The sequence below is a fragment of the Azonexus caeni genome (genome assembly GCF_048146105.1).
Taxonomy (GTDB): Bacteria; Pseudomonadota; Gammaproteobacteria; order Burkholderiales; family Rhodocyclaceae; genus Azonexus; species Azonexus aromaticus_B.
This window is the reverse complement of record NZ_JBKJAD010000035.1, coordinates 1-20,433: the sequence shown is the minus strand read 5'-3', so window position 1 is coordinate 20,433 and position 20,433 is coordinate 1. Positions and strand designations below refer to the sequence as shown.

The window sequence follows — 20,433 nt, the reverse complement described above, 5'->3', positions numbered from 1 at the left end:
CGTTTTGCCAACTACCGACCGGTCAGCGGGTTCAAGGGGAACCTCGCGCGGTCGGATCATCATTTCACGGAGAACAAGCAAAATGGCACAAAGCGCATTTTTTATTCCCGCCGTCAACCTGATGGGCGAAGGCTGTCTCGAGACGGCCGTCCAGTCCCTGGGAGGATACGGTTACCGGCGGGCGCTGATCGTCACCGATAGCTGGCTGGAGAAAGCCGGCGTCGCCGCCCGGGTGGCGGGTCTGCTGGAACAGGCCGGGATCGGTGCCGAGATTTTTGCCGGCGCCCAGCCCAACCCGACCATCGGCAACGTCGAAGCCGGCCTGGCGCGTCTGCGCGCTGCCGATTGCGATTGCGTCGTCTCGCTCGGCGGCGGTTCGCCGCACGATTGCGCCAAGGGCATCGCGCTGGTCGCCGCCAATGGCGGCAGCATCGCCGATTACGAAGGCGTCGACCGCTCAGCCAAGCCGCAGTTGCCGCTCGTTGCGATCAACACGACGGCCGGCACGGCCAGCGAAATGACGCGCTTCTGCATCATCACCGACGAGTCACGCCACATCAAGATGGCCATCGTCGACCGCCACGTGACGCCGCTGCTTTCGGTCAACGATCCGCTGCTGATGTTGGCCAAGCCGCCGGCACTGACCGCGGCGACCGGCATGGACGCGCTGACGCACGCCGTCGAGGCCTATGTCTCCACCGCGGCGACGCCGATCACCGACGCCTGCGCCCTGAAGGCGGTGACGATGATTGCCGCCAATCTGCGCCAGGCGGTCGCCGATGGCCAGAACGTCGCCGCCCGCGAGGCCATGGCTTACGCCCAGTTCCTCGCCGGCATGGCCTTCAACAACGCCTCGCTCGGCTACGTGCACGCCATGGCGCACCAGCTCGGCGGCTTCTACAACCTGCCGCATGGCGTCTGCAACGCGGTGCTGCTGCCGCACGTCGAGGCTTTCAATGCCTCGGTGGCGAGCGAGCGTCTGGCCGATGTTGCGGCGGCGATGGGCGTGGCGGAAAGCGGCGCCGACAGTGCGGCGAACGCCCAGCGCTGCCTCGAGGCGATCCGCCGCCTGGCTGCCGATGTCGGCATCCCGCGCGGCTTGGTCGATCTTGGCGTCAAGGAAGCCGACATCCCGACCCTGGCCGCCAACGCGTTGAAGGACGCCTGCGGCCTGACCAATCCCCGGCGCGCCGACCAGGCCGATATCGAGGGCATCTTCCGCGCCGCCCTGTAAGTCTGTTGAAAAGGTGCCGTTGAAGTCATGAAGTCAATTCAGGGAAGGATATCGGTCCTGGCAGGCGCCTGCCTGCTCGGGTCGGTGATCAGCATCGTCGCTTACAGCGTGGTTTCCGAAGGAAACACGCGCAGCCTGATTTCGCAGCGAGTCGGCGAGCTGACTCAGACAAATACGGTCGAGAGTCTGAAAAACCTCGCCTGGGCGCACGCCGGGGTGATTCAGAGCAAGTTCGACCTGGCGCTCAATGCCGCCCGCACCATGGCCCACACTTTCGAGGTGGGCAAGAAGAGCGGTGGGCTGGGGCGCGATCAGATCAACGATGTTCTTTATCACGTTCTGGTCAACAACCCTGAATTCAACGGCACCTATTCGAACTGGGAACCCAACGCGCTGGACGGCAAGGATGCTGCCTTCCAGACCGGCCGGGATGGCAACAACGCCCAGACCGGGCGCTTCACCCCGTACTGGAATCGCGGTCAGGACGGCAAGATCGCCGTTCAATCGCTGGTCGAGTACGACACCATGGACCGTCACCCCAACGGCGTGTTGAAGGGGGGCTGGTACATCGGTCCGCGCGAGAATCACCAGGAAAGCGTGCTCGACCCGTTCCCGTACATCGTTCAGGGCAAGTCGGTGTGGCTGACCACCTTGTCGGTGCCGATCATGCTCAACAAGCGCTTCGTCGGCGTTGCCGGTACCGACTACAACCTCGATTTCGTGCAGAAACTTGCCGTCCAGGCCGACCAGGAGCTGTTTGAAGGCAAGGGCGGGGTCACCATCATCAGCAACGCCGGCCTGGTGGTGGCCGACAGCGAGCATCCGGAACGTATCGGACAGGCTTTTTCGGCGAGCAAGTCCGCCGATGACAGCGAACTGCTCAAGAATGTCCAGGAAGGTAGGGCCAAGGGCTGGTTCGACGAAAGCAACAAGCACATGAAGGCGGTCGCGCCGATTACCCTCGGCCGCACCGGCAAGCCCTGGGCGGTGCTGGTGAGCGTGCCGCAGGGCGTGGTGCTCGCCCAGGCCCAGGCGCTTGATCAGGAAATCCAGGCGCGCGGTACCTCAAGCACCATCTGGCAGATCCTGGTCGGCTTGCTCGTGACTGCCGTAGCGACCGCCTTGCTGTGGTTCGTCGCCGGTAACATCGCGCGTCCGGTCCGCGCCGCCGCGGATTTTGCCCGGGCCGTGCTGGCCGGCGATTTCTCGCGCCGCTTCCAGCACGAATCGAACGATGAAGTCGGGCAACTTGCTCGTGCCCTCGACGAAATGTCCCAGAGTCTGCTGTCCCGGGCCCGGCTGGCCGAGCAGATCAGCGAAGGCAACCTGGACATGAACGTTCGCCTGGCGTCGGAGCACGACCAGTTGGGCCTGGCCCTGCGCCAGATGCTCGATGGCCTGAACAGCCTGGTTTCCGAACTCAAGGGCGGGGCGGGGCGAATCAACAACAACGCCGGCCGCGTCACCAGTCTGAGCAATACGCTCTCCGACGGGTCGGCGCGATCCGCCGAGTCGGTGACCCAGATTGCCGCCTCAATCGAGCAGGTCAGCGAGCAGATCAAACTCAACGCCCAGAACGCGACCAACGCCGAACAGTCGTCGGCGGAGTCGCGCGACGCGGCAAGAGCCGGCAGCCAGCACATGACCGAGATGATGGATGCGATGGTCGAAATGCGAGTGGCGGGCGAGCGCATCAACGACATCATCAACGCGATCAACGAGATCACCATGCAGACCAACCTGCTGGCGCTCAACGCCGCCATCGAGGCGGCGCGGGCCGGCGAGCACGGTCGCGGTTTCGCCGTCGTCGCCGACGAGGTGCGCAAGCTTGCCTCGAACAGCTCCGACGCCGCCAGTCAGGCGGCGAAGCTGATCGGCGAGTCGGCCGCCAAGACTGCCAGAAGCATCGAGATTGCCGGGCGTACGGCGGAAACGCTGAACGGCATCGTGATCAGCGCCGAGCGTGTCTCGGCCCTGATCACCAGCATCGCCGAAGCTTCGCAGCAGCAGGCGCTGGCTATCGACGAGGTCAATGTCGGCCTGGCCCAGATCGACGGCGTCACCCGGCGCACCAGTGACACCGCCGAAGATTGCAAGGAGGCGGCCGAGGAACTCCTCCAGCAGGCCGAGCATCTCAACGGTCTGGTCGGACGATTCAGAAGTCGGGGCGCGGGCTGATGACGCGCGGCGCCCTGTAGTTTTGCTGTAGTCTCTGCGTGCCCTTGCGGGCTTTACCGGGGGCCTCGTGCCCCCGTTTTTTTGGAGAAGAGCATGGTCGATCGCGTTACCGCCACCCCCGAAGCATTGGTCCTGATCCGGCAACTGCAGGACCAGTACGGCCCCGAACTGATGTTCTACCAATCCGGCGGCTGCTGCGACAACAGCAGCCCCAACTGCTATCTGCCGGGCGAGTTGACCATCGGCCCCTACGACGTCCATCTCGGCGCCATCGGCGGCGTGCCCTTCTACATCAGCGCCTCCCAGTACGAATACTGGCAGCACACGCAACTGATCATCGACGTTTTCGACGGCCAGGGCGGCACCTTTTCGCTCGAATGCGGCAGCGGCAAGAGTTTCATCACCCGCTCACGCCTGTTCACCGACGAGGAAGCGGCACAATTGCCGGGCGCCTGAGCTTGCCGGCGGTATACTGACCGCCTTCTACAAAATGGATCGACTTCATGGCCGCTAACGATACCGCCAGCATGGCGCTTTTCTGCGACTTCGAGAACATTGCGCTGGGCGTGCGCGACGCGCAGTACGAAAAATTCGACATCCGCCCGGTGCTCGAGCGCCTGCTCGCCAAGGGCAGCATCGTCGTCAAGAAAGCTTATTGCGACTGGGAGCGTTACAAGGGCTTCAAGGCGGCGATGCACGAGGCCAACTTCGAGCTGATCGAGATTCCGCATGTCCGCCAGTCGGGCAAGAACTCCGCCGACATCCGCATGGTCGTCGACGCGCTCGACCTCTGCTACACCAAGTCGCACGTCGACACCTTCGTCATCATTTCCGGCGATTCCGACTTCTCTCCGCTCGTCTCCAAGTTGCGTGAGAACGCCAAGAAGGTCATCGGCGTCGGCGTCAAGCAATCCTGCTCCGACCTGCTGGTCACCAACTGCGACGAATTCATCTACTACGACGACCTCGTCCGTGACCGCGAGGCGAGCCGTTCCGGACCGCGCCGCGAGCGCGAGAAGCGCTCGCCGGAAGAGGAAGCCAAGCGCAGTGCCAAGGTCGAGGAGCGCAAGGCCAAGGCGATCGAACTGGTGGCGGCGACTTTCGCCGACCTCATGGCCGACCGCGGCGAAGCCGAACGGATCTGGGCCTCGGTGCTCAAGGAAGTGGTGAAGCGGCGCAATCCGGGCTTCAGCGAGAGCTACTACGGCTTCCGCACCTTCGGCAACCTGCTCGAAGAAGCCGCCGGCCTCGGCCTGCTGGTGGTCGGCCGTGACGACAAGTCCGGCACCTATGTCACCCGCGCCCGCGCTCACGAGGGCGAAGCGCCGAATCTGGAGGCGGCGGCGCCGGATATCGCCGTCGAGGCTGACGCGGCGCCTGTCGAAGCGGTCGAGGCGCCGGTCGCCGAAACGCCACCGGCTGAAGAAAAACCGGCCGCGCGGAGACGCGGCGGTCGCCGCACGCGCAAGGAAAACCGTGAGGAAGGCATTCCCATCGGCGAGACGCCTGTTCCGGAAGCGCCTGCGGCCATCGTTGCCGAAGAGCCGGTGCCCGCACCGCTGGCAGTCGAGCCGCCCGCCGTTGCAGAAGTGCTGACGGTCGAAGCGCCGAAGAAGGCCCCGCGCGGTGCTCGCCGCACGTCGCGCAAGCGCAGCGAGGCTGCTGCTGAAGCGCCCAGCGCCGTGCCGCTCCCGGAAGTTGCCAGCGAGGCGCCGGCCAGCGAGAAGAAACCGGCCCGCAAGCCGGGCCGCAGCCGCAAGCCGAAGAAGGCCGAAGACGGCGCCGCCTGATCCCCGGCGTGAAACTGCCCCCGGTAGCCGCGTTCGACCGGGGGAGTTCAGCAAAAGGCCGTGCTACCGGCGATTGCGCAAGATCAGCGCACGCCCCCGGGAAATGCCCGCCAACGGGCTGAGAATTGCCACGCCGGACAGTGCATCAGATGACGCGCAGCAGCAGGGTGCGCAGTTCCTCGGCGCGGCGTTTGCCGTCGCGGGTCTGGACGATGGCGTGATACCAGGGCGCGAACTGCAGCCGCAACTCTTCGTGGCTTTTCGCGGCATGCGCCGCTTCGACGATGTGCAGATGGGCGAAGGGGCCGCAAAAAGTCTTCAGTGTGTTCTGGATGAAGTTGCGGGCCAGTTCCATGTCTTTGGCGCTGGGTGGAACCGGCAACGGCCGGAAGGCATCGATGGGCGGGAGCGGCCCGGTGGGCGCCTCCTGAATATCGCCAGCGGCGTTCTGCAGTCCATCGATTTCAATGAAACCGGATTCTTCGAGGATGCCGAGGGTGTGTTGCAGGTCATCGTTCTGCAGCAACTCCCGCAACTCCTCGACACTGCGTTTGCCGTCGACCATGATCAGCACTCGCCGCTGGCGCGGCGTCAGCCCGCCGGATTTCAGCGTCAGCTCGGCCAGGCCCTTGTCTGTCTTGGCGAAAATCACGCCCATCAATTGTCTCCGTCCGGTTGTTAACTATTGTGGAACGGATTGTACAGAAAAAGAAAAGCCCGCCAATGGGCGGGCCTCTTCGGCAGGACTTCGCGAAAGCGCAGTCTTCAGGCGGCGGCCTGGACCGGGATCTTGTGACCGCGACGGACGATGCGGTTCTGCGAATCGACGTAGATCAGCGACGGCTCGTGTTTGACGAGTTCGACTTCGGTATACGTGGCGAAGGTGGCGATGATCAGGATGTCGCCGGGCGCCGCGCGGCGCGCTGCGGAACCGTTGACCGAGATGACGCCCGAGCCGCGTTCGGCACGGATGGCGTAGGTCGTGAAGCGCTCGCCGTTGTTGACGTTCCAGATGTCGATCTGCTCGTATTCCTTGATGTCGGCCGCTTCCAGCAGGTCCTCGTCAATGGCGCACGAACCTTCGTAATGCAGATCGGCGTGCGTTGCCGTCACGCGATGCAGCTTGGATTTCAACAGGGTTCTCTGCATGGCTTTATTCATCCAGACAGTTGGGGGGAAGCGAATTTTAACGGCATTGCCCCCCTTGTCAACGATCTTTTTGGCGGATTTACTGCTCCCGGAAGGTGCGGGCGAGCACGTTGCTGAGCGGTTGGACGATGTATTGCAGCAGGGTGCGTTCGCCGGTCTTGACGATGACTTCCGCTGGAATCCCGGGCTGGATCTGCAGGCCCTGCTGTTGCAGCTTGCTCAAGCCGGCGGCAGTGAGCTGGATGTGACTGTTGAAGTAGGGCAGGCCGGTGTGTTGGTCGACCAGACGGTCGGCGGCCAGGTAGACCAGCTTGCCTTCGACCACTGGCGTCGTCGTGGCCTTGAAACCAGTGAAGCGGATATCGGCGAGTTGTCCGGTGCGCACCGTGTCGACGTCTGCCGGCGAGATGCGTGCCTCGACCAGCAGCGCGGCGCCGGCCGGCACGATGTCGAGGATCGGCGTTCCCGCGCGCAACACGGCGCCCGTCGTGTTGACCTGCAAACCCATGACCTGGCCGGCGACCGGGGCGCGGATGCTGGCGCGCTCGACGCGGTCGGCAAGCGACAGCGTCTTTTTGCGCATTTCGTCGAGGCGTTTCTGGATTTCGGTCAGCGCATCGACGTCCTGGGTCCGGAACTCGGCCTTGCGGAAATCGATCAGCATCCGGGTTTCCTGCTGCTGCACCTGCTGGTTGGCGATGTTGGCATCGTTTTCGGCGATTTCGGCCTGCAGTTCGGAAATCAGCCGTTCCGTCTGGTTCAGCTTGTGGCGGCTGATGAAATTTTTGGCCACCAGGCGCTGCAGGTCGGCGAGTTCGGATTCGAGCGAGCGCAGGGTGTCGTTCTTGCTGCCGTTGATCCGGGAGAGGCCGGCAATCTGCGATCCCGATTGCTGGATGCGTCCGTCGAGCACCCGCAGCTCGCCGCTGCGCGAGGCGCGGCGGGCGTTGAAGAGGGCGGTCTCGCTTTGCATCAGTTGGGCGATCTCGGGGTCGGCGCTGTCGAAATCTTCCGGGAAGGTGATGCTGCTGGCGCCTTGCAGTTCCGCCTTGAGGCGGGCTTCGCCGGCGCGCAATGCCTGCGTCTGTGTGCGCGCGACGTTGAGATCGGCCTGGAACTGGGTCTGTTCCAGCGTGATCAGCAGTTGATTGCGTTCGACATGGTCGCCCTCGCGGACGTGGATTTGGTGGATGATGCCGCCTTCGAGATGCTGCAGGGTCTTGCGGTCGAGTTCGACCTTGACCACGCCGGGCGCGACGACCGCGCTGCCGATCGGGGCGAAGGCGGCCCAGCCGCCGAACAGGACGAAGGTGCTGACGATGACGAAAAAGCCGATGCGACGCGCCCGTCCTTCCTCGACGATGCCGCTGAGCGAGCGGTCTTCGCCGAGCACCAGGGCCTTGCTGTGGAGTTCCTTGTGAGGGTGCATCTCAGACGACTTCCTTGAGCTTGGGCGGCGGCGCGTGGCGATTCAGTTCGGCCAGGACGGCGTCGCGCGGACCGAACATCGACAGGCTGCCGTCGGCCAGGACCAGCAGCTTGTCGACAGCGGCCAGCACATTGGTCTTGTGGGTGATGATGAAGACGCTGGCGCCGTCGCGGCGCAACATCTGCAGGGTGTCGAGCAGGGCCATTTCGCCCTGGTGATCGAGGTTGGCGTTGGGCTCGTCGAGGACGACCAGACGGGGGGAACCGTAAATGGCGCGGGCGATTCCCAGACGCTGGCGCTGGCCGCCGGAAAGGTTGGCGCCACCGTTGCCGAGCCGGGTGTCGTAGCCTTGCGGCAGGCGCAGGATCATTTCGTGGATGCCGGCGTTGCGCGCGGCGACGACGACCTTGTCCGGGTCCCGGGGGCCGAAACGGGCGATGTTGTCGCCGATGCTGCCTTCGAACAGCTCGATGTCCTGCGGCAGGTAGCCGATGAACGGGCCAAGTTCGGCCTTGTTCCAGGTGAAGATGTCGGCGCCGTCGAGCCGGACGCTGCCCTTGGCGCAGGGCCAGATGCCGAGCAGGGCGCGGGCCAGCGTCGATTTGCCGGCGGCGCTGGGGCCGATGATGCCGGTAATGGTGCCAGCGCGCACCTGGAAATGGATGTCGTGCAGCAGCACGGTGTTGCTGCCGGGCGCGGTGACCGTGATGTTGTCGACCAGTACTTCGCCTTGCGGCGTCGGTAGCGACATTTCGCTTTCCAGCAGATGGTCGTTGTGCAGGCTGGCGTTCAGGCGCTTGTACTGTTCCCTGGCCTCGGCGAACTGCTTCCAGATGCCGAGCATCTGGTCGATCGGCGCCAGGGCCCGACCGAGCAGGATCGAGCCGGCGATCATCATGCCCGGCGAGATTTCCTGTTTGATCGCCAGGTAGGCGCCCAGACCGAGGATCAACGACTGGATGACGATGCGCAGGGTCTTCGAGAGCGCGGTCAGCATCGACGAGGTGTCGGCCGCCGCGTTCTGCTTCAGCATCGCGCTCTTGATCCGGTTCAACCAGCGCTGCCGGATGTGGCCCAGCATGCCCATGGCGGCAATGACTTCGCCGTTGCGGTACAGCCGGTTCAGGGAAGCGTTGGCTTCCTCGTATTCCTGGCCGGATTCTTTCAGCGATTTGCGGGTGAGGCGTTCGTTGGCGACCGTGATGGCAATCAGGAGCAGCGCGCTGAGCACGCCGGCAACGCCGATCCAGACGTCGAAGGCGAACATCACGATGAGGTAGAGCGGCACCCAGGGGGCATCGAAAAAAGCGAACAAGCCATTGTTCGAGACGAATTGCCGGATGACCTTGAGGTCGTGCAGGGGTTGCGCCCCGCTGACCAGGCCGCCGGAAAAAACCGCCTGCCGATAGCCGACATCGAACAGCGGCGTGGCGAGCAGAATGTCGAGGCGATTGGCGACCCGTCGCATGATGTCCTGGCGTGCCCAGTCGAGCAGGCCCATGGCGGCCATGAAGACGAGCATCAGCAGGGTCAGGACGTAGAGGGTCGGCAGGCTGCTGCCAACCACGACCCGGTCATAGACCTGCAGCATGTAGATGGCTGGTACCAGCATGGCCAGATTGATGAACATGCTGAAGGCGGCGACACTCAGGAAACTGTTCTTGCACAGCTTGAGCGCCTGTTCCAGGGTGCTGTGGGGATGCGGGAAATGCAGGGGCGGCAGGATGTGGCGATTCATCCGTGGGCAGGCTCACGAAACGGGGTTGCGAAAACCAAAAAAGGGGGCTTGCGCCCCCTGTGTCCGAGTTACTTGAGTCAACTCGCTGCTGCTTGGCTCAGAAGATATCGGCGTTGAAGCAGGGAATGCTGTATACCTCTTCGATGAAGTTGGTGTCGATGATGCTGTCGCTGGACGGAACGGCGCTGGCATCGACGAATTGCAGATCCTCGAACCACCAGGCGGTCATCTTTTCGCCGGTGGCGTTGTTGGTGATGTCCATCGAGGCGCCGGTCCAGCTCTTCTTGACCGTGTAGTCGCTGGCCTCGCCGACCAGGAGCAGCGTGTCCTTGCCCAGGCCGCCATCGACGACGCTGCGGTCGGCAAAGCTGCCCAGAGTCAGCGTGTCGTTGCCCAGGCTCATGTAGATACGGCCCTGATTCTCGCCGACATAGACGGTGTCGTTGCCGCAGCTGGCGTCGACAATGCAGGTGTTGGTGCCGATCCAGGCGGTGTCCTGACCATCGCCGAGGTTGGCGTGGCTGGAACTGCCCTTGACCACCAGTTGGTCGTCGCCGGAACCGAGGCAGGCGCTCTTCAGGTTGCCGTCGACCAGAAGATGGTCGCTGTCCCAGAAGCCGAGTACCGAGCAGTCGACGTTGCCCGAGATGTAGGCTTCGTTGTTGCCGCTACCCATGTTGATATGGTCGGCGTTGCCGTAGATCACGAAGCGGTCGTTGCCGCTGCCAGTGACCAGGCAGCCGACGTCGCCGCCGGTAACGACGTTGCCGCCACCAACGCCGACGAGGACGGCGTTATCGCCATCGCCCAGGCAGGCATGCTTGAGGTCGCCGCCGGTCTTCACCGCATCGATGCCGCCGCAGCCGATCACCGAATCGGCATCGCCGCCGACGACCGCGCAGTTGTCGCCGCCGCCGAGGTTGGCATGCTTGAGGTTGCCGTCGACGAAGTAGTGGTCGCTGCCATGTCCGCCGACCAGACAGTCGGCATTGCCGCCGGCAATGATCAGGTTGTCGCCATCGCCGACGCAGGCGTGCTTGAGGTCGCCATTGACGGTGATGGTGTCGTTGTTCTTGCCGGTGATGATGCAGTCGGCGCTGCCGTCGACGGTGATCGTGTTGTTGCCGTCGCCCAGATTGGCGTGGCCCAGATTGCCGCCGACGGTGACTACGTCGTCACCGGCGCCACAGGCGTTGACGACGCAATCGAGGTTGCCGCCGACCTTCAGGGTGTCGTTGCCGCTGCCGAGAAGAACGTGCTTGGCGTCGCCGCCGATTTTGATCTGGTCGTCGCCCTTGCCGGCGTCAACGCAATCGACATTGCCCTGAATGGTGATCTTGTCGTTGCCGTCCGAGGTATTTACATAATTGGCATTGCCGCGCACGGTCAGCGTGTCGTTGCCTTTGCCCAGCCAGACATTGCGGATGTCGCCGGGCAGGTCGTAGTTGGAATCGATGGTGTCGCGATCGATGAGGTCTGCCGCCATTGCCTGAACTCCTTCAAAAATGCGCTTGGCGCGCGGTCAAGATGATTTATGCCAGGAGTTTATGGCAAAAATGTATTTCTTTTGTAAAGAAATGCATTGGGCATCGGCGGCGGGGCTCAGACCTCCAGATTGTCGATCAGGCGGGTCTTGCCGAGCCGGCTGGCGGCGAGGATGACGAGAGGCTGGTCGAGGTCTGCCGCAGGTGCCAGGTCATGGCGTCGGCGAATGGCGATGTAGTCGGTCTGCCAGCCGGCAGCGGCCAGTTTGGCCGTGGCAGCCTGTTCGAGGCCGGCAAAATCGGCGTTACCGGCGCGCAGCTCGGCGGCGATTTCGTTCAGCGTGCGGTAGAGGCGTGGCGCTTCGGCGCGCTCGGCCTCGCTCAGATAGCCGTTGCGCGACGACAGCGCGAGGCCGTCTTCGGCACGCACCGTCTCGCCGCCGACGATGGCGATCGGCAGCGCCAGTTGGCGCGTCATGTTGCGGATCATCATCAGCTGCTGGTAATCCTTCTTGCCGAACAGCGCGACCTGCGGCTGGACGCAGTTGAACAGCTTGGTGACGACGGTGGCGACGCCGCGGAAATGGCCGGGGCGGAATTCGCCGTCGAGGATGTTCTGGATCCCCGGCGGCTCGATCAAATATTCCTGCGGCTCCGGGTAGAGGTCGGCCTCGGTCGGCGCGAACAGGACATCGACGCCAGCGGCGGCGAGCTTGTCGCAATCGGCCTGGAAGGTGCGCGGGTATTTGTCGAAATCCTCGTTCGGGCCGAACTGCAGGCGATTGACGAAGATTGATGCGACCACGGTGTCGCCGTGCGCGCGGGCCTGTTCCATCAGGCTGATGTGGCCGGCGTGCAGGTTGCCCATGGTCGGGATGAAGACGATGCGGCCGCGCTGGGACAGGGCGGCGCGCAGGTCGGTGATGCTGGAATGGATTTGCATGATGTCGTTGAAAGCGCGTGGCTGGCGGTCAGCCGGCGTAAGTATGTTCCGGGCCGGGGTAGCTGCCGTCGCGGACGGCGGCGGCGGCGCGGCTGGCAGCGTCGTGCAGCGAGCTGGCGCCGTCCATGAAGTTGCGGACGAACTTGGCCTTGCGGCCGGGTGGGATGTCGAAGGCGTCGTGCACGACCATGACCTGGCCGGAGCAGTCCTTGCCGGCGCCGATGCCGATGGTGATGATGTTGAGCGCGGCGGTGACGTCGCTGGCCAGGGCGGCAGGAATCGCTTCGAGGACGATCATCGTGGCGCCTGCTTCCTGCAGCGCCAGAGCGTCTTCCTTCAGGCGCTGGGCGGCGGCTTCACTTTTGCCCTGGACCTTGTAGCCGCCGAGCACGTGCACCGACTGCGGCGTCAGGCCGAGGTGGCCGCAGACCGGGATGCCGCGGCTGACCAGGAAGCGTACCGTCGCTGCCATCTCAGCACCGCCTTCGAGCTTGACCATCTGGGCGCCGGCCGCCATCAGCGCGACGGCGTTGCGGAAAGCCTGTTCGGGCGATTCCTGATAGCTGCCGAACGGCATGTCGGCGAGGATGAAGGCGCGGTCGGAACCGCGCTTGACGGCGGCGGTGTGGTAAGCGATGTCGGCGACGGTCACCGGCAGCGTCGTGTCGTGGCCCTGGATGACGTTGCCCAGCGAGTCGCCGATCAGCAGGCAGTCGATCCCGGCGCCGTCGAGCAGGCGCGCGAAGCTGGCGTCGTAGCAGGTGAACATGACGACCTTTTCGCCAGCCTGGTAAAGCTTGGCCAGATCGCCCTGGGTCAGGCGGCGGGTGACGGTTTGTGCGGACATGGGGGATTCGCTCCTGTGAATCGGACGCCTAGGATACACAGCGGCGCCGTGGGTGCAAGTGTCAGGCGTCGAGCCGGCGGATGCCCTGGGTAGCGACCGCCGGCAGCCAGGCGGCGAGGGTGCCGCGACCGGGAATGCTCAAGGCATGATCAAGGTCGGCCAGCGGCAGCAGGACGAAGGCGCGCAGGTGCAGGCGCGGGTGCGGCAGGGTCAGACGCGGCGTCGTGATGACCTGCTGGTCGTAGAGCAGCAGGTCGAGGTCGAGGGTGCGCGGGCCGTTACGTTCGCCACGTAAGCGACCGAACTGCTGTTCGATGGCGAACAGCGCGTCGAGCAGGGCTGCTGGGGCTAGCGTGGTTTCGATGCGGGCGGCGGCATTGACGAAGTCCGGCTGGCCGGTCAGGCCGACCGGCGCGCTCAGGTAGAGCGCCGAACGGGCGAGCAGGCGGCTGTCCGGCACGGAATCGAGCGCGGCAAAGGCGGCAGGGAGCGTGGACGCCGGGTCGCCGAGATTGGCGCCCAGGGCGATGTAGGCAATGGCCATCTCAGACTTCGGGATCAGCGGCCGGTTTCTTGCGCTTGCGCCGGCGCTTCTTCTTGTCGCCGGTGGCTTCCGGCAGCAGCATGTTGGCGCGGCCTTCGCCGTCGGCATGCTGGAAGCTGGTCCACCAGGCGCCGACTTCGCTGTCGATTTCGCCGGCTTCGCCGCGCAGCAGCAGGAAGTCGTAACCGGCACGGAAGCGCGGATGTTCGAGCAGGGCGTAGGGGCGCTTGCCGGTGCGCTGTTCGAAGCGCGGCTGCAGGGCCCAGATTTCCTTGATGTCGCCGGCGATGCGGCGGGTGATCGCGAGCTTCTCGGCCTGCACGTCGAGCACCGTGTCCATCGCCTGATAGAGCGCCGGAATCTTGGTTTCGCCGGCGGCCATGAGCTTTTCCCAATGCGCCAGCACTTCGTGCCAAAGCAGGGTGGCGAACAGGAAGCCGGGCGAACTGCCCTTGCCGCGGCGGATGCGTTCGTCGGTGTTGGCCAGCGCCGCCATCACGAAGCGTTCGCCCATCGGCTGTTCGAGGATCACGTCGAGCAGCGGCAGCAGGCCGTGGTGCAGGCCCTCGTCGCGCAGTTGGGTGATGCACTTGACGGCGTGGCCCGACGTCAAGAGCTTGAGCATCTCGTCGAACAGGCGGGCGGCCGGGACGTTTTCCAGCAGGCCGGCCATCTCGCGGATCGGCTTCTTCGCCGCCGGGTCGATCGACAGGCCGAGCTTGGCCGCCAGCCGGACGGCGCGCAGCATGCGCACCGGGTCCTCGCGGTAGCGGGCGCGCGGTTCGCCAATCATGCGCAGGGTTTTCGCCTTGAGGTCGCCGACGCCGTGGTGATAGTCGATCACCGTTTCCGTGGTCGGGTCGTAGTACAGCGCGTTGGCCGTGAAGTCGCGGCGCGCCGCGTCTTCCGCCTGGCTGCCGAAGACGTTGTCGTGCAGCACGCGGCCGTGCTCGTCCTTCTTGGTGTCTTCGCTGAGCTGGCCGCGGAAGGTGGTGACCTCGATCTGCTCCTGGCCCATCATCACGTGCACGATCTGGAAGCGGCGGCCGATGATGCGCGAGCGGCGGAAGCAGCGGCGCACCTCTTCCGGCGTGGCGTCGGTGGCGACGTCGAAATCCTTCGGTTCGGCACCGATCAGCAGGTCGCGCACGGCGCCGCCGACGACGTAGGCCTTGAAGCCTTCGGCCTGCAGGGTTTCGCAGGTACGCCGGCTGCCACTGGAAAGACGGTCGCGGGTGATGCCGTGGCCGGAGACCGGGATGACGACCGGCTCGTTACGGCCGGTGCGGTTGTTCTTGCCGCTGAAGACGCGGGAAATGAGTTTGCGGATCACGAGTTCCTGAGGGTCAAGCGCTGCAGCGCGACGGAAAGACGGGGATTTTACCGCAAAGTGATGATTTTCCAGCCCATTTCGCTGGCGTAAGCGCGCAGTCTGTCGTCCGGGTCGACGGCGACCGGCATTTTCACCTGTTTCATCAACGGCAGGTCGTTGTGCGAATCGCTGTAGAAGCTGGTGCTCCCGAAGCTGCCCCACCACAGGCCGAGCGCTTCCAGCCATTGTTCGACGCGGACGATCTTGCCCGCCTGAAACGACGGCGTGCCGGTCGGCGTGCCGAAGAAGGTGCCGTCCTTCAGGTCGACCGCCGGAATCGTCCCGATCAGGTGCGGGATGCCGAATTCGCGGGCGATCGGGCCGGTGACGAAACTGTTGGTGGCGGTGACGATGGCGCACAGGTCGCCGGCGTCGAGATGCTGGCGGACCAGGGCGCGCGCCGGCTCGCCGATGATCGGGCGGATGTGGCGGTCCATGAATTCCGCGTGCCAGGCGTCGAGTTCCTGGCGCGAATGGCGGGTCAGTGGCGCCAGCTGGAATTCGAGGAAAGCGCCGATGTCGAGCGTGCCGGCCTTGTAGTGCTCGTAGAACTCGACGTTCTTGGCTTCCTGGATCTCGCGGTCGACGACGCCCTTGGCGATCAGGAACTGCGCCCATTCGAAATCGGAGTCGCCGGCGATCAGGGTGTTGTCCAGGTCAAAGAGGGCGAGGTTCATGCGGGGCTTTCGTGGTTGAGCAGTTCGCGCAGCAGCGGCAGGGTGACGGCGCGTTTGTGTTCGAGGGTGTGCTGGTCGAGGGCGACGATGAAGGCGGACAGCCAGCGCATGTCGCGCGGCGCGTGGCGCAGCAGGTAATCGATGGCTTCCGGCGGCAGCTTCAACGCCCGTTCGCGCGCCTGGGTGGCCAGCGCCGCCGCCTTTTCGGCGTCGCTCAGCGCCTGCAGGCGGTAGATCAGGCCGGAACCCAGGCGGGTGCGCAGGTCCTCGCGCAGCGCCAGGTGGGCGGGCGGCTGGGCGGCGGTGGTGAGCAGTTGGCCGCCGTCCATCTTGAGGTGGTTGAAACAGTTGAACAGCGCGATCTGGCCCGCGTCGTCGAGTGCCTCGACGTTATCGACGGCGACCTGGTTCGCCGTGCCGAGTCCGGTCAGCGCCGGGTCGGTGGCCGCATCGTGGTAGGCGAAACCGCTCGCCAGCAGCAGATGGCTGCGTCCGCAACCGGCGCCGCCGTACAGGCAGAAGGCGGTGTCGGGGGGCGTGCCGGCCAGCCAGCCGGTCAGCGCGGCGACCGTCTCGGCATTGGGGCCGGCGACGAAATTGTCCAGGTTGGGCGCGCTTTCCGGCAGAAGGTCGAGCAGCAACTGGCGCATCGTTCAGCTTTCGCCTTCTTCGCGCACGTAGGGCTCGCGCAGGTCGACCGGCTTGGCGGCGTTCTTGCGCAGGCGGATGTTGAGCATCTCGACGCAGACCGAGAAAGCCATCGCGAAGTAGATGTAGCCCTTCGGCACGTGGTGGCCGAAGCCGTCGGCGATCAGCACGACGCCGACGACGACGAGGAAGGACAGGGCCAGCATCTTGATCGTCGGGTGGTCGGAGACGAAGCGCCCGATGGCCCCGGCAAACAGCATCATCAGGCCGACCGAGGCGACGACGGCGGCGATCATCACGCCGACTTCGCGCACCATGCCGACGGCGGTGATGATCGAGTCGAGCGAGAAAATGAGGTCGATCATCATGATCTGCAGAATGACCCCGACAAAGCTGCTGGCGATCTTGCGCGATTCCTCGCCTTCCTCGCCTTCGAGCAACTGGTGCACCTCGCCGGTACTCTTCCAGATCAGGAACAGGCCGCCGCCGATCAGGATCAGGTCGCGCCCGGAGAAGCCGATATCGAACACGGTGAACACCGGCTCGGTCATGCCGACGATCCACGACAGCGCGAGCAGCAAGCCGATGCGCATGAACATGGCGAGGAAGAGGCCGAGCTTGCGCGCGAACTCGCGCGTCTCCTTGGGCAGCTTGTCGACGACGATCGAGATGAAGATGATGTTGTCGATGCCGAGCACCAGTTCCAGCGCGGTCAGCGTGAAGAAGGCGATCCAGATTTCGGGATTGAACAGGAAGTCCAAGATGGCTCCGGGGGAGGGTTACAGCCAGCGCAGCATGGCGTACTGCTTCTTGCCGCGGCGCAGGATGGTGAAACGGCCGTACAGGCGGTCGTCGCCGACGAGGCGATGCTCAAGCGAGTCGGCCTTGTTGCCGTTGATTGTCACGCTGCCGCCCTGGATGAAGCTGCGCGCTTCCGACTTCGACTTGGCCAGGCCGGCGGCGGCGAGCGCGTCGATCAGCCCGTCGGCGGCGCTGTCGAGCGCGACGCCGGGCATGCCGTCCTGAGCCAGTTGCTCCAGGTCGTTCTCGGTCAGGTCGGCCAGTTGGCCGGAGAACAGGCATTCGGTGATGCGTCGCGCCGCCATCAACGCCACTTCGCCGTGCACCAGACGGGTCGCTTCCTCGGCCAGGATGCGCTGGGCTTCCGGCTTGCCGCCGCTCGCCTTGTCCGCCGCCTCGATCTCGGTGATCCGTTCGACCGGCAGGAAGGTGAAGAACTTGAGGAACTTGTAGACGTCGGCATCGGCCGTGTTCAGCCAGAACTGGTAGAAGGCGTAGGGCGAGGTCTTCTTCGGATCGAGCCAGACGGCGCCCGATTCGGTCTTGCCGAACTTGGTGCCGTCGGCCTTGGTGATCAGCGGCACGGTCATGCCGTAGACCTGGGTCTGGTGCAGGCGGCGGGTGAGGTCGGTACCGGCGGTGATGTTGCCCCACTGGTCGGAACCGCCGACCTGCAGCACGCACTTGTAGCGCTTGTAGAGTTCGGCGAAGTCGTAGCCCTGCAGCAGGCTGTAGGAAAACTCGGTGTAGGAAATCCCCTGATCCTCGCGCACCAGGCGCTGCTGCACCGATTCCTTCTTGATCATGGCGTTGACCGAGAAGTGCTTGCCGATGTCGCGCAGGAATTCCAGGCAGTTCATGGCGCCGAACCAGTCGTGGTTGTTCGCCATCAGCGCCGCGTTGTCGCCCTCGAAGCTGAGAAAGGGTTCGACCTGGCCGCGAATCTTGCCGACCCAGGAAGCGATCACGTCCGGCGTGTTGAGCTTGCGCTCGGTCGCCTTGAAGCTCGGGTCGCCGATCATCCCGGTGGCGCCGCCGACCAGCGCGATCGGTTTGTGGCCGGCCTGCTGGAAGCGCTTGAGGATGAGCACCGGCACCAGGTGGCCGAGGTGCAGGCTGTCGGCCGTCGGGTCGAAGCCGCAATACAGCGTGATTTTCTCCTCCTGCAGCATCTTGTCGAGCGTTTCCGCGTCGGTGAGCTGGGCGATCAGGCCGCGCTCATGCAGATCCTGAAGCAGGGGGGACTGGTACATCGGTGAAATCTCCACGGGAGGGGCGCCATGCCAATGGAACGGGCGCCGGAAAAACGGACGCAGGATTTTAGCAGAGCGGGCGGGGGGCGGCGTTTTTTCGCGCTTTACCGTCGGCAATCGGAGATGGCGCGATCAGCTCCAGTCGATCTGCCCGAACAACGCCAGCAGCTTCTCCCCCTTGCCCGGATTCACCTGCCGTAACCAGGCGAGGCGACCTTGCAGATAGGCGCGGAAATCCGGGTGCTGGTCGCGGTTCTGTCCGCCTGGGCCGTGGCGGCGGCAGTTGGTGAGGATGGCTTTCAGCCGGTCGTACTCGGCGCGCGGCAGGTTGGGATGGCGATTGATGAGCAGGCCGGTCAGCATCTGCGCCTGGCTGGCCGGGCACCGGCGGGTCTTGCGCCAGTTCGGGGCAAAGCCTTCCTGAATGATGATTTCCTCGACCAGGAACTGGATGCGGCGGGCGCGGGCGGCGTCCGGCCTGGGCAGGGAAAAAGCCAGGTCATCGACGTAGCGGCTGTAAGCGGCGTGGCATTCGCGGGCCAGGCCGGCCAGTCGCAGGTCCAGCCGATAGGCGCAGAGATTGGCCAGTGCCGGCGAGGTTGGTGCGCCTTGGGGCAGGTGGCGGGTGGCGAAGCGCCGCGCCCATGCCTGCGCCTGGCGGCGTGCTTCGGGGCTGGCATATTCGTCTTGCGGCAGTTGGCGCAAGACGCGCATCGGCGTCGCGTGCGTGCACAGTTGGGTCAGGCAGTGCGCGCTGGCCGCTGGGTAGCCGAGGGTGCGGAACAGGGCAAAGACGCGCCCGGCCGGGATGCTGGCAAAGAAATCGCGCAGATCCATTTTCAGCAGCAAGGGCGAGGCGGCGTGGCGGCGGGCATTGTCGACCACTGAGAGACCGCGCACGCAGCCGGTCGCCGCCGCGTGTACCGGCACCTTGTCGAGAATGCCGTGCAGGATGCGGCGCTGGATGGCGCGCAGCGTTTCCTTGGGCGCTTCGATCAGGCGCGCGCCGCCGCTCGTCTTGCGCAGCCAGCGATAGCGGTAGTGATCCAGCTTCGACTGGCTTGGCGATACCTGCCAGTTGCCGCAGAACCAGGCCAGTTCGTTGGGTAGCAGGCCGAGCCAGTCGGCCAGCTCGCCGGGCGTGGCGAGCGCCGGCACGGCCAGCCCGGTGAGCGCCGCGGGCGGTTCGCCCATCGGCGGATGAAAGGCGAAATGGGCGCGGATGCGCGGACGGATGCACCAGGGCAGAAAGGCCTGGCGAAAGTGGCGGTAAGCCAGCACCGCTTCGAGCAGCGCGTCGTGCTGGTGGGCGGTGAACGGCGCGCCGAATTCCTGGCGCAGATGCAGGACCAGCGACGGCAACCAGCGCGGATTCTCGCCCAGCGCGTGGCGGCCGCGTTCGCGCAGGCTGGCGGGGTCGGAGTCGCCGGCAAGGAAGGCGTGTACCAGACCGCTGGCGACCGCACGCATGGCCCTGGCCGGCAGCAGGTCGTCCGGGGCGAAGTCGTCGGCGAAGTCGTCGGGATCGTTCATGTCGCGCCTGCGGGCGTGGCGCCCTTTCCAGCCTGTCGTGTCCTGCCTGAACCGTCCACGCCAGCGGCGTGTGAGGTTCAGGCGATGAAAAGTCCAACTGCGAGAAAACCGCCGGGGTAGCCCCGGCGTGGCCGGATTGCAGGCAACCCGAACCCGCCTGGAAAGGCGCGCCACGCGGCAAGCCTAGTGCAGCGCCGGGGTGAGCGTCAATGACGCAGTGCTAGCTTTGAGGCCGGGCCGCTGCCGCCGTGTCGGTTTCCGGAGCGCATGGCACGCTGATTGAAGCCTGGGGGTCGGCAAAAGGCTGCGAGGCCAAGAATGGTTCCGGCAAGCCGCCGGAAGGCGGTGGTCGCAACGCGATGGAGAATTACCGAGGGCGAGGAGCGCAAGAACGACACGCACGCCTCGACGACCGATCCGGATGTTCGCCTGATCGAGAAGTCCCGGGGCGATGAAGCCAAGCGCTGATTCATCGGCCACGCCTTGATGGAAAACCGGGATGGCTTGGCGGTCTTCGCAAGACCTGGGGCGAAATCCGTCCCGCGCTTGCCGAAAAACAGCCGAAATGATCCGCGCGTCCCAGGTGCTGGAAAATGCAGCGCAATGCCGATCCCGGAAAACGCTGGGGTTCAATTGAAGAATTTTTGTGCGGTCATAAAAACTCAATCTCTGAAATATATAGTCCGCCCGAGTTCGACAGTTAAACGCGTAAGTTGTTGTTTCATATGAACCGCAGTTCAAAAACGTGTACTACAAGAGAGAAAGTTGCTGAGGTTGCGTCGGTTTTTTCAATCTCAATGCGGCAAAAACGCG

Annotated in this window: 18 protein-coding genes and 1 pseudogene; 5 read left to right on the top strand and 14 right to left on the bottom strand. The window is 64.8% G+C overall.

Going from position 1 to position 20,433, the window contains the following annotated elements:
* The first annotated feature begins 82 nt into the window (after positions 1-82).
* The 4 genes from yiaY to ACLIIZ_RS20275 all read left to right on the top strand — a co-directional run bounded on the left by yiaY (position 83) and on the right by ACLIIZ_RS20275 (position 5,202).
* Positions 83-1,234, top strand: a complete 1,152-nt coding sequence (yiaY, locus tag ACLIIZ_RS20290) for an L-threonine dehydrogenase (RefSeq protein WP_416695378.1) — start codon at positions 83-85, stop codon at positions 1,232-1,234.
* A gap of 27 nt (positions 1,235-1,261) precedes the next feature.
* Positions 1,262-3,412 carry a methyl-accepting chemotaxis protein gene (locus tag ACLIIZ_RS20285; RefSeq protein WP_416695376.1) on the top strand — a complete coding sequence of 717 codons (2,151 nt, stop codon included), beginning with the start codon at positions 1,262-1,264 and terminating at the stop codon, positions 3,410-3,412.
* 93 nt (positions 3,413-3,505) lie between these two features.
* Positions 3,506-3,868, top strand: a complete 363-nt coding sequence (locus ACLIIZ_RS20280) for a DUF779 domain-containing protein (RefSeq protein ID WP_416695374.1) — start codon at positions 3,506-3,508, stop codon at positions 3,866-3,868.
* Positions 3,869-3,915: 47 nt separating this feature from the next.
* Positions 3,916-5,202 (top strand): NYN domain-containing protein, encoded by a 1,287-nt coding sequence (locus ACLIIZ_RS20275; RefSeq protein WP_416695372.1) that lies wholly within the window; start codon positions 3,916-3,918, stop codon positions 5,200-5,202.
* A gap of 145 nt (positions 5,203-5,347) precedes the next feature.
* Here ACLIIZ_RS20275 and ACLIIZ_RS20270 read toward each other — a convergent pair whose 3' ends face one another.
* The 14 genes from ACLIIZ_RS20270 to ACLIIZ_RS20205 form a co-directional block, all read right to left on the bottom strand.
* Complete coding sequence (locus ACLIIZ_RS20270; RefSeq protein ID WP_416695370.1) at positions 5,348-5,860, bottom strand: hypothetical protein; 513 nt, start codon at positions 5,858-5,860, stop codon at positions 5,348-5,350.
* A gap of 107 nt (positions 5,861-5,967) precedes the next feature.
* On the bottom strand, positions 5,968-6,351 hold the full coding sequence (panD, locus tag ACLIIZ_RS20265; protein WP_416695368.1) for an aspartate 1-decarboxylase: 384 nt from the start codon (positions 6,349-6,351) through the stop codon (positions 5,968-5,970).
* A 79-nt stretch (positions 6,352-6,430) separates the two neighbouring features.
* Positions 6,431-7,780, bottom strand: a complete 1,350-nt coding sequence (locus ACLIIZ_RS20260) for an HlyD family type I secretion periplasmic adaptor subunit (RefSeq protein ID WP_416695366.1) — start codon at positions 7,778-7,780, stop codon at positions 6,431-6,433.
* Position 7,781: 1 nt separating this feature from the next.
* On the bottom strand, positions 7,782-9,518 hold the full coding sequence (locus ACLIIZ_RS20255) for a type I secretion system permease/ATPase (RefSeq protein ID WP_416695364.1): 1,737 nt from the start codon (positions 9,516-9,518) through the stop codon (positions 7,782-7,784).
* Positions 9,519-9,615: 97 nt separating this feature from the next.
* The gene (locus ACLIIZ_RS20250; RefSeq protein WP_416695362.1) at positions 9,616-11,004 is read right to left on the bottom strand and encodes a hypothetical protein; all 1,389 of its coding nucleotides are present in this window, start codon (positions 11,002-11,004) and stop codon (positions 9,616-9,618) included.
* A 116-nt stretch (positions 11,005-11,120) separates the two neighbouring features.
* Complete coding sequence (gene panC, locus ACLIIZ_RS20245; protein WP_416695360.1) at positions 11,121-11,945, bottom strand: pantoate--beta-alanine ligase; 825 nt, start codon at positions 11,943-11,945, stop codon at positions 11,121-11,123.
* Between the two features lie 28 nt (positions 11,946-11,973).
* Positions 11,974-12,792: a 3-methyl-2-oxobutanoate hydroxymethyltransferase gene (gene panB / locus ACLIIZ_RS20240; protein ID WP_416695358.1), complete on the bottom strand. Its 819-nt coding sequence runs from the start codon at positions 12,790-12,792 to the stop codon at positions 11,974-11,976.
* 61 nt (positions 12,793-12,853) lie between these two features.
* Complete coding sequence (folK, locus tag ACLIIZ_RS20235) at positions 12,854-13,336, bottom strand: 2-amino-4-hydroxy-6-hydroxymethyldihydropteridine diphosphokinase (RefSeq protein WP_416695357.1); 483 nt, start codon at positions 13,334-13,336, stop codon at positions 12,854-12,856.
* Position 13,337: 1 nt separating this feature from the next.
* Positions 13,338-14,669: a polynucleotide adenylyltransferase PcnB gene (pcnB, locus tag ACLIIZ_RS20230; RefSeq protein WP_416695355.1), complete on the bottom strand. Its 1,332-nt coding sequence runs from the start codon at positions 14,667-14,669 to the stop codon at positions 13,338-13,340.
* 47 nt (positions 14,670-14,716) lie between these two features.
* The gene (locus ACLIIZ_RS20225) at positions 14,717-15,385 is read right to left on the bottom strand and encodes a histidinol-phosphatase (protein WP_416695353.1); all 669 of its coding nucleotides are present in this window, start codon (positions 15,383-15,385) and stop codon (positions 14,717-14,719) included.
* Complete coding sequence (gene hda / locus ACLIIZ_RS20220; protein ID WP_416695351.1) at positions 15,382-16,035, bottom strand: DnaA regulatory inactivator Hda; 654 nt, start codon at positions 16,033-16,035, stop codon at positions 15,382-15,384. Before hda ends, ACLIIZ_RS20225 begins: the two co-directional genes overlap by 4 nt.
* 3 nt (positions 16,036-16,038) lie before the next feature.
* Entirely contained in the window at positions 16,039-16,794 is a 756-nt protein-coding gene (locus ACLIIZ_RS20215; protein ID WP_465221452.1) for a TerC family protein, read from the bottom strand.
* An 18-nt stretch (positions 16,795-16,812) separates the two neighbouring features.
* The gene (gene tyrS, locus ACLIIZ_RS20210; protein WP_416695349.1) at positions 16,813-18,087 is read right to left on the bottom strand and encodes a tyrosine--tRNA ligase; all 1,275 of its coding nucleotides are present in this window, start codon (positions 18,085-18,087) and stop codon (positions 16,813-16,815) included.
* A 132-nt stretch (positions 18,088-18,219) separates the two neighbouring features.
* A complete protein-coding gene (locus ACLIIZ_RS20205) occupies positions 18,220-19,620 on the bottom strand; it encodes a reverse transcriptase family protein (protein WP_416695347.1) in 1,401 nt (466 codons plus the stop codon).
* Between the two features lie 269 nt (positions 19,621-19,889).
* On the opposite strand from ACLIIZ_RS20205, the pseudogene ACLIIZ_RS20200 reads away from it, so the two are divergent.
* A pseudogene (locus tag ACLIIZ_RS20200) lies at positions 19,890-20,085 on the top strand (IS5/IS1182 family transposase); the annotation flags it as partial.
* Positions 20,086-20,433: the final 348 nt, after the last annotated feature.